Below are 13575 nucleotides of genomic sequence, written 5' to 3'. Positions count from 1 at the left end.
CGCGGCCGCAATCGTCAGGACATCAGAACAGCGGCAGCCGGCGCAGGAAGACGTCCTGGTGCTGGTTGGTGTCCCCGGGAAGCCGGGGGCTGTCGGCCGAGGCGATCATCACCGACGTGCCGAGCGCGTCGAGGGCCGGCCCCTCCGACTCCACGGGGGACTCGGAACCGTCGGCGGCCAGGGCGACCCGTTCCACCGCGCCCGTCCACAGGTCGCGGCGGAAGACGTCGGCGACCCCGTTGGTGTCACCGGGCACCAGGTTGGCGGCGTTCGAGGCGAAGTAGACCCGGCGGTCGTCGGCGGTCATCACGGGGGAGTACGACTGGCCGTCGCCCGCACCGGGCGCGCCGTCGCGGGCGGCGCTGACCAGGGTGGTGGCACCGGTCAGCAGGTCGTGGGCGAAGACCTGCGGGTGCGCGTAGCCGGTGGCGAGGGAGGTGTAGGAGCTGAAGAGCGCGAAGCGCCCGTCCGGGCTCAGCCCGCCGTCGAGGGCGCCGTAGGTCCGGCCGTCGGGGCCGACGCTCGCGGGGCGGGTGGTGCCGGTGCGCAGGTCGTGGACGTACAGCGGATACGTCCGGGGCCGGGCGAGCTGCGCGCCGTCCTCCCCGCCCCCGCCCCCGCCCTCGCCCCCGGGGCCGGGGTCGGAAGCGAGGCTGTCCCGGGAGATGAAGGAGACCCGGCTGCCGTCGGCGCTCAGGGCGGGGTGGCGCGCGGGGCTCTCGGCCTGGGTGCCGTCATCGGCCACGTTGGCACGCCGGGTGGCACCGGTGCGGCGGTCGTGCACGAAGATGTCGGCGACGTGGTTGGTGTCCCCGGGCACCAGGTCGCCCCGCCCGGAGGCGAAGGCGACGTAGCGGCCGTCCCAGCTGATCACCGGCGTGTCGGTGCCGCCGGTCTGCGGCTGCGCCGGGTCCCCGGCGGAGATCCGCTCGGTGCGCCCGGCGACCCGGTCGCGGACGTACACGTCGTAGACGCCGTTGGTGTCCCCGGGGACCAGGCCGGGGGCGTTCGAGGCGAAGGCGATGTAGCGGCCGTCGGCGCTGATCGCCCTCCCCGAGGAGGAGCCGGTGGCCTGGCCGCCGTCGTCGGCGACGCTGACGCGCTCGGTCCGGCCGGTCACGAGGTCCCGTACGAAGACGTCGGCGCCGCCGTTGGTGTCGCCGGGCACCAGGTTGGTCGCCTCCGAGGTGAAGACGGCGTAGCGGCCGGAGGCCGAGAGGCCGCCGAGGTGGGAGTCGCCGTCGGACTGGGCCCCGCCTGGCGCCTGGCTGATCCGTTCGACGCGCGGGGCGGCGACGGCGGGCGCGGTGGCGGCGGGCGTGGCGGTGGCGGTTGCCGCGGTGACGGCGCCGAGCACGACGGCCACCGCGGCGGCGAACGCGGTACGGGGTCGGGCGGGGTGCGGTACGGGCATGGTTCCTCCCCAACAGGTCCGCCCCCGGCCTCCGTCGGCCGGGGGCGATGCCCCGAGCCAATCGCCGGGAGGGGCCGGCGGTCAACGCCCGTGCGCCGACCGAACAAAACATCCTCCCAACTCACATGACGCATCGTCATAAAAACGTCCCGGGAGAGGGGCGACCCCGGCCGCACAGGCCTCGGCCTCGCGTCGGCGCCCGTTCACCTGGGCGCCCACTTGATCGCTTATCGATGAACGGGCCTGATCCGAAGCGCGCGGCCGGCGCCCCCCGGCTCCGCGCCCGGAGAGCGGCTGCCCGGGGCCTGCGCCCGCCGCGTTCACCCGGTCAGGGCGTGCCGCCCGCCCCGCGCCCGCCGGCGTCCGGGCCGGGGGCCGGGTGCTGCGGCGGTGCGTCGTCCAGCGGCCGGCTGGGCAGTTCGCGGCGGAGCGCCGGGGCGATCTCGGCGAAGAACAGCTCCAGCGTGCCGAGGTAGTCCGAGCGGTCCAGGACCTCGCCGTCCACGTGCAGGTGGAGCAGCTCGTGGCCGAAGTGCGCGTGCTGGCGCAGCACCTTGTCGATGATCTGCTGCGGGCTGCCGACGAGCACCGAGCCGTGCTCGATCCAGTCCTCGACGGTGTCGAAGCGGATCGATCCGCCGTCGAAGGCCTGGTTGACCTTCAGCCGGGCCTCGAAGACCGGGCGGTAGCGCGCCACCGCCTCCTGCGAGGTGCGGGCGCCGAAGTAGCCCGCGGTGCCCGCGCCGACCAGGGCGCGGGCCGGGTCGTGGCCGTACGCCGCCCAGCGTTCCCGGTAGTGGCGGACGATCGCGGCGTACGGGCCGATGGCGCCGGCGCCGTTGGGGGTGAACAGGGGGTCGCCGTGGCGGGCGGCGAAGTCGGCGGAGGCCGGGTTGCTCCCGGCGCCGTGCCAGATCCGGATCTGCGGCCGGTAGGGGCGCGGCAGCGGTTCGGCGTCCTCCAGCGAGCGGCCGAGCCGGCCCTGCCAGGTGACCTTCTCCTCCCGCCACAGCCGGCGGAACAGCAGGTAGTTCTCCTGGAGCAGCTCCCACTGGTTGTCCCGGGTGACGCCGAACAGGCGGGAGGAGCGCGGGTAGGCGCCCTTGGCCACGATCAGGTCCAGCCGGCCCCCGGCGAGGTGGTCCAGGGTGGCGTAGTCCTCGTAGGCGCGCAGCGGGTCGAGCAGGCCGAGGGTGGTGACGGCGGTGAACAGCCGGATCCGCGAGGTGAGGGCGGCGATGTGGGCGAGCAGGACGGGCGGTGCGCTGGAGACGGCGGGGCGGTCGTGGCGCTCGCCGATGCCGTAGGCGTCGAAGCCCAGCTCCTCGGCGAACACGGCGTAGTCGACGAGTTCGCGCAGCTGGTCGTGGTGCGGCTTGGACTGGTCGGGCAGGTGGGGCAGGAGCAGGAAGCGCATGGCGGTCCCCCCGGGGCTGCTTCGAGTTGACGTGTCAACCCCAGCATGGGCGTGCGGGGTTGACGCGTCAACCGGCCTGGGGGTTTCAGGAGCCGGGCTCCGCGCCCTTCAGCCGCGCCGTCAGGGTGGCGGATATGCCGATCAGCTGCTCCTGCTGACGTTGCGTCAGCGGATCGGTGAGCCAGCGGCGGATGTGCGCGGCGCGCCGGGGCAGCGCGGCGGCGACCGCGGCCCGCCCCTGGTCCGTGAGCGCCACCACGGCGCCCCTCCCGCTCTCCGGGCACGGTTCCCGGGTGACCAGGCCGCGTCCGGCCATCCGGGTCAGGTGGTGGTGCAGCCGGCTCTTCTCGAACTGGGTGACACCGCTCAGCCGGTAGGGCCGCAGCCGCCCCTCGGGAGCGGCCAGCAGGGCCTGGAGGATGGCGAGGTCCGGTTCGGACAGGCCGGTCTCCTGCTGGAGTTGCTGGGCGAGGCGGCGCCAGAACAGCACCTGGGTCTCGAAGAAGCCGTTCCAGACCTCGTCCTCACGCTCGTCCAGCCACTCCGCGCGCCCGTCCGCCCGCCCGGCCCGCTCGCTCCGCCCAGCCTGCTCCGCCCGTTCAGCCATGCCGCCGATGCTATCGACCGCCCGGGGACGCCCGCCGCTCGTCGCCGGCGTTCTTCCGGGCGGCGATCCGGCCCGGAGGGATACCGGGCCGTCCGCTGCAGGGCCGGGCGGCCTTCGGGAGCCGGTGCAGCACCTGCCGGCTGCTTCGGTCGGCCGGCGCTTGACCTGAACCTCGGTTGATGTACGAGGGTCGTGTCATCGAACGGCGAGACGAGGGGGGTTCCGATGACACGGCCCAGGATCCTGGTGACCGGCGCGACCGGAAAGGTCGGCGGCGCGGTGGTGGCCCAACTGCACGCGGCGGGCGTGCCCGTGCGGGCGCTGGTGAGAGGGGAGGCGCACTTCCCGGAGGGTGTGCAGGCGGTACGCGGGGATCTCGGTGATCCCGCGTCACTGGACACCGCTCTGGAGGGCGTCGATTCGGTCTTCCTGGTGTGGCCGTTCCTGGGCGCCGAGGGTGCGTCGGATGTGATCGACGCGATCGGCAAGCACGTTCGGCGGGTGGTGTACCTGTCGTCCGCCGGGGTCGGGAGCGGGGAGGAGCCGGGCGAGGCGATCACCATGTTCCACACGGAGCTGGAGCGGCTGATCGAGGCGTCGGGCCTGGAGTGGACGGCGCTGCGGCCTACCGGGTTCGCGGGCAACACGCTGGGCTGGGCGGAGGAGATCCGTACGACCGGTGTGGTGCGGGCGCCGCTGGCAAGGCTGGCCCGCCCGCTGATCCACGAGGCGGACACGGCTGCGGTCGCCGTTCAGGCGCTGACGACCGACGCCCTGCTCGGCGCCCGTCCCCTGATCACCGGCCGCGAGCTGATCACCCAGGAACGGCAGGTGGCACTGATCGGCGAGGCGGTCGGGCGGCCGGTGCGGTTCGAGGAGATCGCGCTGGAGGAGGCCGTCGAGCAGATGAAGGCCGCAGGCTACCCGGCGGAACTGGTGGAGGCCGTGTTGCCGGCCCAGGCGGAACTGCTCGACAATCCCGAGCCGGTCAACGATGCGGTGGAGCGCATCACGGGTACGCCGGCCCGGTCCTTCCGGGAGTGGGCGGTGGACCACGCGGCGGACTTCCGCTGAGCCCGTGCTCTCTCCGGCGCGGGTCCGCTACGGTCGCACCTGCCACGAACGGTCCGCCTCGGCCCGAGCCAACTCGGCGTCGTACCGACCCGCGTCGAAGTGGAGTTCCGGCAGAGGGTGGGGACCGGGGCCGAGCGGGGACTCCCGTGGCATCTGCCAGTCCGACCACCGTACGATCCCCCCGAGCCGCTGCACGACCACGGTCAGGAAGCCACAGCAGCCACCGGTGCAGTCCGGTTCCCCCAGCCTGAGGCGGCGTGCCTCGTCGCCCGCCCGAAGAGGGCTGGGCCGGCCGGCCGGCAGCACATCGGCCGCGAAAGGTCCGCGGCCGCCCTCGCGAACCGCCTCTGCGACCACGTCCTCGCCATTGACCAGCAACCGCACCCGGGCAGCGAACCGGGGCCCCGGCGGCAACACCCGGATCTCCAGATGATCGAGCATCGGACCACGCTACGGGGCCCGCCGGCATCGGTGCACAGCCGATTCGACGTCCGGCCCCTGCCCGCCCGGCGGTGTGCCGCTGCTCCTGGCCGGATGGCGGGTCAGATGCCGTTGGCGGGTCGGATGGGGGCGGCGACCAGGAGCAGGTGGCCGGCGCCGGCGGCGGCGCGCAGGTCGTGGGGGCCGGTGAACGGACCGGTGATGAGGAGCAGCGCACCGTGGGTGCGGGTGGCGCGCTGCCACTCGCGGCCGGCGGAGATATCGCCGTCGTACCAGGTGCGCCCGCCGGGACGGCACACGGTGAGCCGCAGGCCCTCGATCACGGCGGACCAGGCGGGGTCGGGGTCCTCGGGCGCGTGGCGGGCCCAGCCGTCGCCGGGCTGGGGGAGGCGGTCGGGCGCGGCGGGGACGACCAGGGCGGGGCGCAGGTCGGGCAGCAGCTCCGGCCAGGGCGCGCCGTACAGGCCGGTACTGATGAGTTCCACGTCCGTGTGTCCCTTCCCCTCCCGCCCGCGCCGACCGTCGCGCGGCCGCGGGGATCACCATCATCGGCCACGACCGGCGCCCGTGTGGGGCGAATCCGCCGCAAAGCCCGAGATGATCCGCCGCCCGCGCGCCCGCGCGCCCGCCGGGTCCGGCCGGTCGTCCACGTCGCCCACGTTGTCGCGGGGCCGCGGTGGCCGCCAGGCCGGCCGCCCAAGCCGTCCTGGTACGCGTAGCGGACTCGGTCAGTGCTGGATCAGGCCGCCGACCGGGACAGGACCGACATGGCCGGTTGCCGGAAGCGTCTGCGCCAGGGCGAGGCCGATGTCGACCAGCGACGATCGGCGCAGACCGGCGACGCGGGGGATCGGGGTCCAGGCCGACTCGGCGATCTCGCCGTTCGGCTCGGGCCGGAGCCGGCCGCCGACGATCCGCACCCGGTAGAAGACGCCGACGTTCTGGTGCTCGGGTCCGCCGGGGACGGCGCGTTCTGCCGCGGGGATCACCCGTGAGTCCACACCCAGCAGACGCTCGACCACCGCCTCGCAGCCGGTCTCCTCGGCCACCTCCCGGATCACGGCGTCGAACGGATCCTCCCCGTGCTCGACCCTGCCGCCCGGAAGAGTCCAGGTGGATTCGCCGCCGGGCGACACATGACGGGCGATCAGCACCCGCCCGTCGTCCATGCACACGGCGTACGCCGCCAGCCGGAAACTCATCCCCGCACCTCCCGGGGGGACCCTATCCCGACCTCCAAGGTCCGAGCACGGGTTGGGCCGTTGCCGGGTGTGCGGCGGAAGGCGGGTCCGGGCGGTTTTCCGAGACGCCCTTCGTGAACGGCGAGGACATCCGGCCCCGGTACGGCCCCCGGCTGCCATGTGATGGTCGGCGCCCACTGCATCCTGGGGCGCGGCCGCTTCTTGCGGGGCCGTCGTGGCCGGCGTCGGCGTCGCCGTGGTCGGGAATGCCGGGCGGCGAGCGCAGCTGGTCGGTGCGGTGTCCGCGCACGCCTTCCCGCGTTCGCGCAGGCCTTCCCGCCTCCCGCCGCAGGGACCTGGCCGCGTGCGTCCTGCCACGGTGGGTGCCGCGACGTCGCGGCCCGGAGCGGGCCGGGACAGCCGGATCCGGCGCCGTCTCAGCCCGCCCGGTGTGTGTGCCGCCCCCGTTCGCTGGGATGGTCCTGGCCGGCTACACGCCGACCGCGGTGCCGGCGTGTGCCGAGGCCGCCTGGTACTCGTCGTCGCCCTCGAACCGGGCTTCGGCGCCGGTGGCCAGGGTGCTGGCGACGATCACCGGGTCGAGGATCTTGGAGCCGGAGTTCAGCGAGGCGATCCCGCTCTGGTCGGTGGTCGCGGAGCCGACCCGCTGGCCGCTCGCGGTGCTGTAGAAGGTGATCTGCCGCCCCACGATCGGCTTGCCGTCCGCGTCGGTCAGCGTCGCCTCGAAGTCGCCGCTGATCGGTGCGTGGGCGATCGCGTGGCCGCTCACTGTGCGTGCCTTGAGCCGGACAGGCTTCTTCTCTGAAGTCATGGCGTAGCCTCCCGGATACTGTGGGCTATTACCTCCACCGTAGGCACGTCCGCGGGACTGCGCACCCGGACGCTTCTTCGGCGTAGGAGCCGTCCCCACCCGCCCCCACGGGCCCGGTCCATGCCCTGCGGCGACGGCTACGCGCCGGGCCGTGCGGGCGGGGCCACGGGTTCGAGGAAGAGGTGGACGAGGTTCCCGGGGACGGGGCGGGGCCCGCGTGCGGTCGGCCGGGCGGCGGGAGCGGTGGCTCCCGCGCCGGTGGCTGCAGCGCCGCCCGTCACTCGGGGCGGCAGGCCGAGCACGTCGTGCAGGGCGGCCAGGTGTTCGCCGACGGCACGGGCGTGCCGCACGACCACGGCGAGCCGCTCGCCGTCCATCGCCTCCAGCGAGTGCCGCCCGGCGGCGGCCGGTTCCGGGCCGAGACCCTCCAGCAGGTCCCGGGCCTGTGCGCGCAGCTGCGGGACCTGTTCGTCCAGGCGGCGCCGGCGCAGCGCGGCCTGGCGGCAGGCCTGCCCGCAGTACAGGCCGGGACGGCCGGTGCGGGCCGGGCCGGGCAGCGGGCGTTCGCAGCGGGGGCCGGCGCACACGGCCGCGCCCTGTCCGTGATGATTCGTCACCGTCTCACCGTGACGGAACCCGACGGGTGCCCGCAAGCCGCCCCGCCGGGCCCGCGCGACGCCGGTAGCCCGTGAGCGGGTCGCCGCGCGGTTTCGCTCAGGACGATCCGCGACGGGAGGACCGGCCGCGCCACGTGCGGCTCTACCCGGCGAAGGACCGCGCGTGTGGCGTTCGGCCTGTGACGGGTCGGTGGTTCGCCGGTGGGCGTTGTCGGTGCGTGGGGCGGAAATCCGTTCGCCCTGGCGTTGGGCCGGCGGGCATGATCGGCCGGTGGATCTGCCTCTCCTGCTGGCCGCCGTCGAGCGCGGCGACGACATCCCGGTGTTCGAGTTCCTGGAGGACGTCTTCCTCGACGACGTGGCGTACGGCGAACTCACCGGCGAGGACGGTGTCACCCTGCTGGCCGCCGCCGCGTACGCGGGGCGCCACGACGTCGTCGACCGCCTGGTCGGGCAGGGCGTCGACCCCACCCGCCCGTGGGCCGGCGGCGTCGACCCGGTCACCTGGGCCGCCGAGACGGGCGCCTGCTGGACGCTGACCGCGCTGCTGTCCCCCGAGCGTGACCCGCTGCGCGCCGACAGCCCCCACCGCCGTGCGCTGCGGGTCGCGCGGGCGGCCCTCGACAGGGGAGCCGGCGCCGGACCGGTGCCGCCGCCGGCCCACCGGGCGGTCATCACCGACCTGGAGGCGCGGCTCGGCGTCCACCGCACGCCGGACGAGTTGATGGCCCGCGCCCTGGTCCACGCCGACCCCGAGCACGACGACTGGCTCGCCTCGCTGGTGCGGATCGCCGCACCGGAGAGCCAGGAGAGGTTCGACTGGGCCCGCGACGTCGCCGAGGGCGCCGCAGACGCAGGCTCCCTCGACCGACGGCGCTTCGCGCTCGACGTGATCCACTTCCTCGGCTTCGGCCTCAACCCCGCCAACGGCGACGACGAGCCGCCGTTCACCCGGGAGGCCGTCGAGTTCCTGCGGCCCCGGCTGGACACCGAGCAGGACCCCTACGCCCTGCGCACCGTCGTCGCGGCCTTCACCGGCTACTGCTCCCAGGAGGAGATCCCGGCCGTCCTGGCCCACGCCGACCACCCCGACCCGGGCGTGCGCCACTGCGTCGCCCTGACGTTCCCCGGCCTCCTGACGGACCGCCCCGCCGCCCTCGCCGCCCTCCTGCGCCTGGCCGACGACCCCGCCCCCCTCACCCGCACCAGCGCGCTCAACGCCCTCACCCGCTGCCCCGTCGACACCCCCGCCCTGCGCGACGTGCTCGCGGCCCACCTCACCGACCCCCACTTCGACGCCCGCCTCGAAGCCGCCGCCGCCCTGGCCCTGCGCGGCGACGAACGCGGCACACCGGTCCTCGACGAGATCCGCCGCGGCATCAGGAACCGCAGCAGCCGCGGCGCGGGCCGCCTCGAAGACCTCCACCACCAGCTCAACGCCCGCTGACACCCCCATGACGGACCGGACTCCGACGAGACCGGCCGCCGTGCTGGGGCAGGGACGACCGGGTACCTGATCCGTCCCGACTGAGTAGTCGCGCTCATGTGCGGGCCGCTCCGGCGCGGTGGAATCAGCCTGTGGACAACCTCTCGGCCCGATCCGATCCGTCACCGCGCGACCGCGACGCGTGGAAGTCTCCGCTCGTCGCGACGGTGCTGCTGCCGCTCTGCCAGATCCTCTACTGGTACTTCGTACTGGTACGCGCGGTCGAGGTCGACCAGTGCATGCCACGAGGCGCCTGTGGGCGGGACTGGGGCCCGCCGTACAACGCCGCCCACGGCCTGATGGGCGCACAGTTGGCGCTCCTCACGGCCGCCTGGATCATGCCGCCCCGGATGCGCTGGGCTCCATGGCGCTTCGTCGCAGCCGCCGCGAGCGTGATGTGCGGCCTGGCATGCAGTGTGGTGATCCAGAACTTCGGCTGAGGACGCGGCCGCTGAACACCGGTGGCACGTCAGAAGTGGTCGAACAGGACCCGTGCTGGGGGCCGATCGCCAACCGGGACGCCTGGCTGCGCACAGCCGGGCTGCCCACGGACCGCGGGGAGCTGCGAGCCCTCGTACGGACCGCGGGGGAGCAGACCCTGAAGCGCCGATGAGGAGCGCCCGGCGGCGGTGTTCCGGCGGCCACCGCGCGAGCGCGTCGTTCCGCTGAACGATGCCGCGTCCTCGACCACACGGACCCCGGCCCGGACGCGGCCGCCGGTCAACGCGGGTGGCCGGTCACGGCGTCGTGCGGGCGGGGCCGGGTTCGGCCGCCGCCGTGCGGGCGCCGCACAGGGCGGTCATGGTCACCTTGCGCCAGGCGGCGTTGGCGCTGTCCTGGTCCGAGGTGTCGTAGAACGTGGTGTTCGCGGCGAACTCGCGCTTGCCGTCCGGGGAGGCCAGCATCATCGTGCTGTAGCCGGGGATGCCGCCGGCGTGGCCCCAGAACGGGCCGCAGGGGGTGTCCAGGCGCTGGAGGCCGAGGCCGTACGTGCGGCCCTCGCCGTGGGTGGTCGTCTCCCTCATCGCGGCGAGTTCGGCCGGGCGCAGCAGGCGGCCGGCGAGGAGGGCGTCGAGGAAGGCGGTCAGGTCGGCGGTGGTGGAGATGCCGCCGCCGGCGGGGCCGGCCATGGAGGGGTTGAGCACGGTGACGTCGACGGGCCCTGCGGCCGACTTGACGTAGGCGTGGGCGTGCGGGCCCGGGATGAACGGGAGGTCGCCGGGCATCCGGGTGTGCGTGAGCCGCAGCGGGCGGATGATCCGGCGGGTGACCTCGTCGTTCCAGCTGTGGCCGGTGAGCTTCTCGATGATCATCCCGGTCAGGATGTAGTTGGTGTTGGAGTACTGCCAGTCCTGGCCGGGGGCGAAGGCCGGCGGGTACTTGTTGGCGAGGTCCACCAGGTCCCGCAGGCGGTAGGACGTGTAGCGGCCGTCGGCCAGCCACTGGTCGGAGAACTCGAAGGCCGGGTCCTGGGTGTAGTCGGCGACGCCGCTGGTGTGGTTGAGCAGGTGCCGGATGGTGATCGCGTCGCTGTTCGGGACGATTCCCGGCAGCAGTGACTCCAGGCGGTCGTCGAGGTTCAGCCGGCGCTCGCCGACGAGTTGGAGCAGGGTGGTGGAGACGAAGGTCTTGGTGGCGCTGCCGATCCGGAAGGCGCCGCGCGGGTCGGCGCTTTCGCCGGTGCCGAGTTCGGCGACGCCGGTGGCGTTGCTCCAGACCAGCCGGCCGTCCGCGCGGACGGCGCCGAGGGCGGAGGTCGAGTAACCGGGGCCGGTCATCCCGGCGAGGGCCGCGTCGGCGGCCTGCCAGTCGGCCCGCCGGTCGGCCTGCCGTACCGGGGCGCCGGCGGCGGCCGGGGCGAGCGCGGCGAGCAGGCCCGCGCCGACGGCGGCCGCGACCGCGGCGCGCAGGGCCGCCCTGCGTCGGGCGCCCGGTGCGGTCCGCGTGGTTGGGTCGGCGGTCATGCCGGCCTCCCTGTTCTGGATCGTGTCGACGTCAACCGGCTTATCGGCCCGGGGATCTGACACCCTGCCAGGCTCTCCCGCGACCGTCGCCGCCCGGGGGGAGGAGGCGCCCCCCGGAACGGACCCGGAGCCGTACCCCGAGACCGGTCGGGGTGCGGCTCCGGGGCGGCGGGGGCCGCGGTCGGCTCGCCGTGCACGAGGTCGGCGGCCAGGTCGAACTGCTGCAGTCCGGATCGCGGCCCTCACGGGGCTGATGCGCACCGGTTCCCCCAGGACGTGCTGCCGTTCCTCGACGACCCGTCCGCGCTGGTCCGAGCCCTGGCACGGGAGGCGGCACGCCGCACCGGCACGGACTCGCCGGCGTACTACCGTGCGGCGGTGCAGGCCGCCGAACCGCAGGTCGGAGCGATCGGAGGGCTCGCCGAGACCTCGGCGACTCGCGGTTCTTCCCGCCGACGCCGTCGCCCGTGCCCCCCGGGTGGGCGTCGTGGCCGTCGCCGTGGTCCAGGTGCGTCGGGACGCCGGTCCTGGCGAGGTCGGCCTGCGCCCGTGCGGTGGGGGTGTTCTCGCGGGGGCTCCGGGGCGTGTCGGTGGCGGTTGCGATGCCGTGCCGCATGGACGACGAGACCTTCTGGGCGCTGATGGACGAGTTGAGCCGCCGCCCCGGTGAGCGGCACGAACGGCTGGAGTGGCTGCGCGGACGACTGCGGCGCGGGCGGGCCTCGGGGGCGGTGGAGTTCCAGGCGTGCCTGGAGGCCGCGTGCGCGGCGGTCGACACGGAGGCACTGTGGCGGGCGGTGCGCCGGATCGAGGGCGGCCTGTGCTCCGACGACGGCTTCGACTACTTCGCGCTGTGGCTGGTGGCCCAGGGGCGGGGGACGTACGCGGCGGTGCTGGCCGATCCGGACGCCCTGGCCGACGTTGCCGAGGTGCGGGCCCTGGCGGGACGGCACCTGCGGGAGTGGCGTGACGACGAGTGGCCGGAATGGGAGGAGCTCGACCACGTCGCCCAGGAGGTGTTCGGCGAGCTGACGGGCCAGGACGACGACGGCGGGCAGGAGGCGTTCCACAAGGCCCTGGACGCCGTCCAGGAGGCATCGGCGAAGCCCGAGGAGGACACCGGCACGGCACCGGCCGCGGTGAAGGCCGCAACACCCCGGCTCGACGCCCTCTTCCCCGCGGAAGCCGGCTCCTGACCGGTCGCGCGGGCGCCGCCGGGTTGGCATTTGGTGCCGACGAGCCCTCCGTGCTCGGGCCGACAGGGGAAAGGCCGCCGCCCGAGTCGGGCAGCGGCCTCCTCCGAGACGGTGTCAGGCCCGCAGGCCCAGGGCCCCCGCCTCGAAGCCCGGCCAGGCCGCCAGAACCCCCGCCGCTCGACAAGGTCTTCGCCCCACTCGTGAGCACCCCCGCTGCTCAGTGCTCCGCACTCGCCCGCCCTGCCCTCGCCGAAGGCCCTGCCGTTGCTCAGCGCGGCCACTGTGGTGCGGGGTCGACGGCGAGGAGCGGCCGGATGGCGCCCAGTACGGCGCCGATGCAAACGTCGCGCAGTTCAGCGCGGCTGCAGGTTTCCCGGGTGAGCCAGTCCACGCAGAGCACCTGGACGAACACCAGCCAGCTCTTCAGGACGCCCGACACGGCCGTGCGGGCGGCCTCGTCGGCGAGCGGAAGCACGTTGAGCAGGCGTGAGCGGAGCGCGTCGAGCTCGTTCGTCATGATCGTCTGAATGACCGGGTCGCCGGCGAGTACCCGGTTCGCGGCGAGGACGGCGTTGCGGTTCGCGATGAAGTAGTCGAGATGCGCGTCCATGCCCTCGACGAGCTGTTCGACGAGGGTCTGTGCGGGGTCGAACCGGGTCTTGGCGAGCAGCTGGTCGGCCGCCTGCTGGTAGACCGCGGCAAAGAGGTCGTGCTTGCTCGGGAAGTGACGGTAGAGCAGGGCTCGGGAGACGCCGGCCTGCTCGGCGACGTCCTCCATCAGCACCTCGGCGTACGGGCGGGCCGCGAAGAGCTGCGCGCCGACAGTCAGGAGCTGGGCGCGGCGGTCGGCGGGGCTGAGTCGTTGGCGGGGAGGCACAGGCGAAGGTTACTTGACACGCGTCTACCAGCGGGCCTTAGCTTAAGTAGACGAATGTCAACTAAGGCGGGGGTGACGACAATGGCCAGGGCCCTCAGGATGCTCGCGCTGACGATGGGGATCGCGTGCGTGGCGATCGGGCTTGCCCACATGCTGCTGGGGAACGCCTCGATCCCGGGCGCGGAGTCGGCCGGCGTGACGATCGACAGCCTGGGCCGCTTCTTCGGCGCGATCTTCGCCGGATACGGGCTGGCGTGGCTGTGGGCCGCCCGGCAGACGCCGATCCCGGCGAGAGCGGTGCGGTGGCTGGCGGCCGTCCTCCTGCTGGGCGGGCTGGGCCGACTGCTGTCACTCGCCGCGCAGGGGCGCCCGCACTGGTTCCAGATGGCGCTGACCGCAGTCGAACTCGCCCTGCCGCCGGTGTACTTCTGGCTGGCGGGCGCGGACGAGCGGGCGCGGGCATAGGACG

General features: G+C 74.3%; 15 protein-coding genes. 5 read left to right on the top strand and 10 right to left on the bottom strand.

What is annotated here, in order from left to right; genetic code table 11:
* Window positions 1–22: 22 nt before the first annotated feature.
* From ACFZBX_RS31035 to ACFZBX_RS31025, 3 genes are all read right to left on the bottom strand, one after another.
* Window positions 23–1414 carry a TolB family protein gene (locus ACFZBX_RS31035; protein ID WP_391537142.1) on the bottom strand — a complete coding sequence of 464 codons (1392 nt, stop codon included), beginning with the start codon at window positions 1412–1414 and terminating at the stop codon, window positions 23–25.
* A 328-nt stretch (window positions 1415–1742) separates the two neighbouring features.
* A complete protein-coding gene (locus tag ACFZBX_RS31030; protein WP_391537141.1) occupies window positions 1743–2831 on the bottom strand; it encodes an LLM class flavin-dependent oxidoreductase in 1089 nt (362 codons plus the stop codon).
* 85 nt (window positions 2832–2916) lie between these two features.
* Complete coding sequence (locus ACFZBX_RS31025) at window positions 2917–3438, bottom strand: MarR family winged helix-turn-helix transcriptional regulator (protein ID WP_391537140.1); 522 nt, start codon at window positions 3436–3438, stop codon at window positions 2917–2919.
* A 225-nt stretch (window positions 3439–3663) separates the two neighbouring features.
* Between ACFZBX_RS31025 and ACFZBX_RS31020 the strand changes: the two genes are divergently transcribed.
* Window positions 3664–4512 carry an NAD(P)H-binding protein gene (locus tag ACFZBX_RS31020; RefSeq protein WP_391537139.1) on the top strand — a complete coding sequence of 283 codons (849 nt, stop codon included), beginning with the start codon at window positions 3664–3666 and terminating at the stop codon, window positions 4510–4512.
* Between the two features lie 27 nt (window positions 4513–4539).
* On the opposite strand, the gene ACFZBX_RS31015 is transcribed toward ACFZBX_RS31020, so the two are convergent.
* The 5 genes from ACFZBX_RS31015 to ACFZBX_RS30995 form a co-directional block, all read right to left on the bottom strand.
* Window positions 4540–4953: a hypothetical protein gene (locus tag ACFZBX_RS31015; protein ID WP_391537138.1), complete on the bottom strand. Its 414-nt coding sequence runs from the start codon at window positions 4951–4953 to the stop codon at window positions 4540–4542.
* 101 nt (window positions 4954–5054) lie between these two features.
* Complete coding sequence (locus tag ACFZBX_RS31010; protein WP_391537137.1) at window positions 5055–5438, bottom strand: hypothetical protein; 384 nt, start codon at window positions 5436–5438, stop codon at window positions 5055–5057.
* A 243-nt stretch (window positions 5439–5681) separates the two neighbouring features.
* Window positions 5682–6155: an NUDIX hydrolase gene (locus ACFZBX_RS31005; protein ID WP_391537136.1), complete on the bottom strand. Its 474-nt coding sequence runs from the start codon at window positions 6153–6155 to the stop codon at window positions 5682–5684.
* A 469-nt stretch (window positions 6156–6624) separates the two neighbouring features.
* Window positions 6625–6966 carry an Ig-like domain-containing protein gene (locus ACFZBX_RS31000; protein ID WP_391537135.1) on the bottom strand — a complete coding sequence of 114 codons (342 nt, stop codon included), beginning with the start codon at window positions 6964–6966 and terminating at the stop codon, window positions 6625–6627.
* A gap of 137 nt (window positions 6967–7103) precedes the next feature.
* Entirely contained in the window at window positions 7104–7583 is a 480-nt protein-coding gene (locus tag ACFZBX_RS30995) for a hypothetical protein (RefSeq protein ID WP_391537134.1), read from the bottom strand.
* Window positions 7584–7854: 271 nt separating this feature from the next.
* Between ACFZBX_RS30995 and ACFZBX_RS30990 the strand changes: the two genes are divergently transcribed.
* Window positions 7855–9030: a HEAT repeat domain-containing protein gene (locus tag ACFZBX_RS30990; protein WP_391537133.1), complete on the top strand. Its 1176-nt coding sequence runs from the start codon at window positions 7855–7857 to the stop codon at window positions 9028–9030.
* A gap of 131 nt (window positions 9031–9161) precedes the next feature.
* A complete protein-coding gene (locus ACFZBX_RS30985; protein WP_391537132.1) occupies window positions 9162–9509 on the top strand; it encodes a hypothetical protein in 348 nt (115 codons plus the stop codon).
* A gap of 297 nt (window positions 9510–9806) precedes the next feature.
* On the opposite strand, the gene ACFZBX_RS30980 is transcribed toward ACFZBX_RS30985, so the two are convergent.
* A complete protein-coding gene (locus ACFZBX_RS30980; RefSeq protein ID WP_391537131.1) occupies window positions 9807–11033 on the bottom strand; it encodes a serine hydrolase domain-containing protein in 1227 nt (408 codons plus the stop codon).
* Window positions 11034–11647: 614 nt separating this feature from the next.
* Between ACFZBX_RS30980 and ACFZBX_RS30975 the strand changes: the two genes are divergently transcribed.
* On the top strand, window positions 11648–12229 hold the full coding sequence (locus ACFZBX_RS30975; protein WP_391537130.1) for a DUF4240 domain-containing protein: 582 nt from the start codon (window positions 11648–11650) through the stop codon (window positions 12227–12229).
* Between the two features lie 268 nt (window positions 12230–12497).
* Here ACFZBX_RS30975 and ACFZBX_RS30970 read toward each other — a convergent pair whose 3' ends face one another.
* Window positions 12498–13106, bottom strand: coding sequence for a TetR/AcrR family transcriptional regulator (locus tag ACFZBX_RS30970; protein WP_391537129.1), 609 nt, complete (start codon window positions 13104–13106; stop codon window positions 12498–12500).
* Between the two features lie 81 nt (window positions 13107–13187).
* On the opposite strand from ACFZBX_RS30970, the gene ACFZBX_RS30965 reads away from it, so the two are divergent.
* Complete coding sequence (locus ACFZBX_RS30965) at window positions 13188–13571, top strand: DUF4345 domain-containing protein (protein ID WP_391537128.1); 384 nt, start codon at window positions 13188–13190, stop codon at window positions 13569–13571.
* Window positions 13572–13575 lie beyond the last annotated feature (4 nt).

The sequence above is a fragment of the Kitasatospora sp. NPDC008115 genome (assembly GCF_042957205.1).
In the GTDB taxonomy this organism is placed as follows: domain Bacteria; phylum Actinomycetota; class Actinomycetes; order Streptomycetales; family Streptomycetaceae; genus Kitasatospora.
The sequence above is the reverse complement of the archived record's forward strand: the minus strand, read 5'-3'. Positions and strand labels throughout refer to the sequence as shown.

Excerpts from the sequence above, each read along its gene's own strand:
- ACFZBX_RS31035 (WP_391537142.1), bottom strand. The coding sequence starts at position 1,414 with ATGCCCGTACCGCACCCCGCCCGACCCCGTACCGCGTTCGCCGCCGCG.
- ACFZBX_RS31030 (WP_391537141.1), bottom strand. The coding sequence starts at position 2,831 with ATGCGCTTCCTGCTCCTGCCCCACCTGCCCGACCAGTCCAAGCCGCAC.
- ACFZBX_RS31025 (WP_391537140.1), bottom strand. The coding sequence starts at position 3,438 with ATGGCTGAACGGGCGGAGCAGGCTGGGCGGAGCGAGCGGGCCGGGCGG.
- ACFZBX_RS31020 (WP_391537139.1), top strand. The coding sequence starts at position 3,664 with ATGACACGGCCCAGGATCCTGGTGACCGGCGCGACCGGAAAGGTCGGC.
- ACFZBX_RS31015 (WP_391537138.1), bottom strand. The coding sequence starts at position 4,953 with ATGCTCGATCATCTGGAGATCCGGGTGTTGCCGCCGGGGCCCCGGTTC.
- ACFZBX_RS31005 (WP_391537136.1), bottom strand. The coding sequence starts at position 6,155 with ATGAGTTTCCGGCTGGCGGCGTACGCCGTGTGCATGGACGACGGGCGG.
- ACFZBX_RS31000 (WP_391537135.1), bottom strand. The coding sequence starts at position 6,966 with ATGACTTCAGAGAAGAAGCCTGTCCGGCTCAAGGCACGCACAGTGAGC.
- ACFZBX_RS30980 (WP_391537131.1), bottom strand. The coding sequence starts at position 11,033 with ATGACCGCCGACCCAACCACGCGGACCGCACCGGGCGCCCGACGCAGG.
- ACFZBX_RS30975 (WP_391537130.1), top strand. The coding sequence starts at position 11,648 with ATGGACGACGAGACCTTCTGGGCGCTGATGGACGAGTTGAGCCGCCGC.
- ACFZBX_RS30965 (WP_391537128.1), top strand. The coding sequence starts at position 13,188 with ATGGCCAGGGCCCTCAGGATGCTCGCGCTGACGATGGGGATCGCGTGC.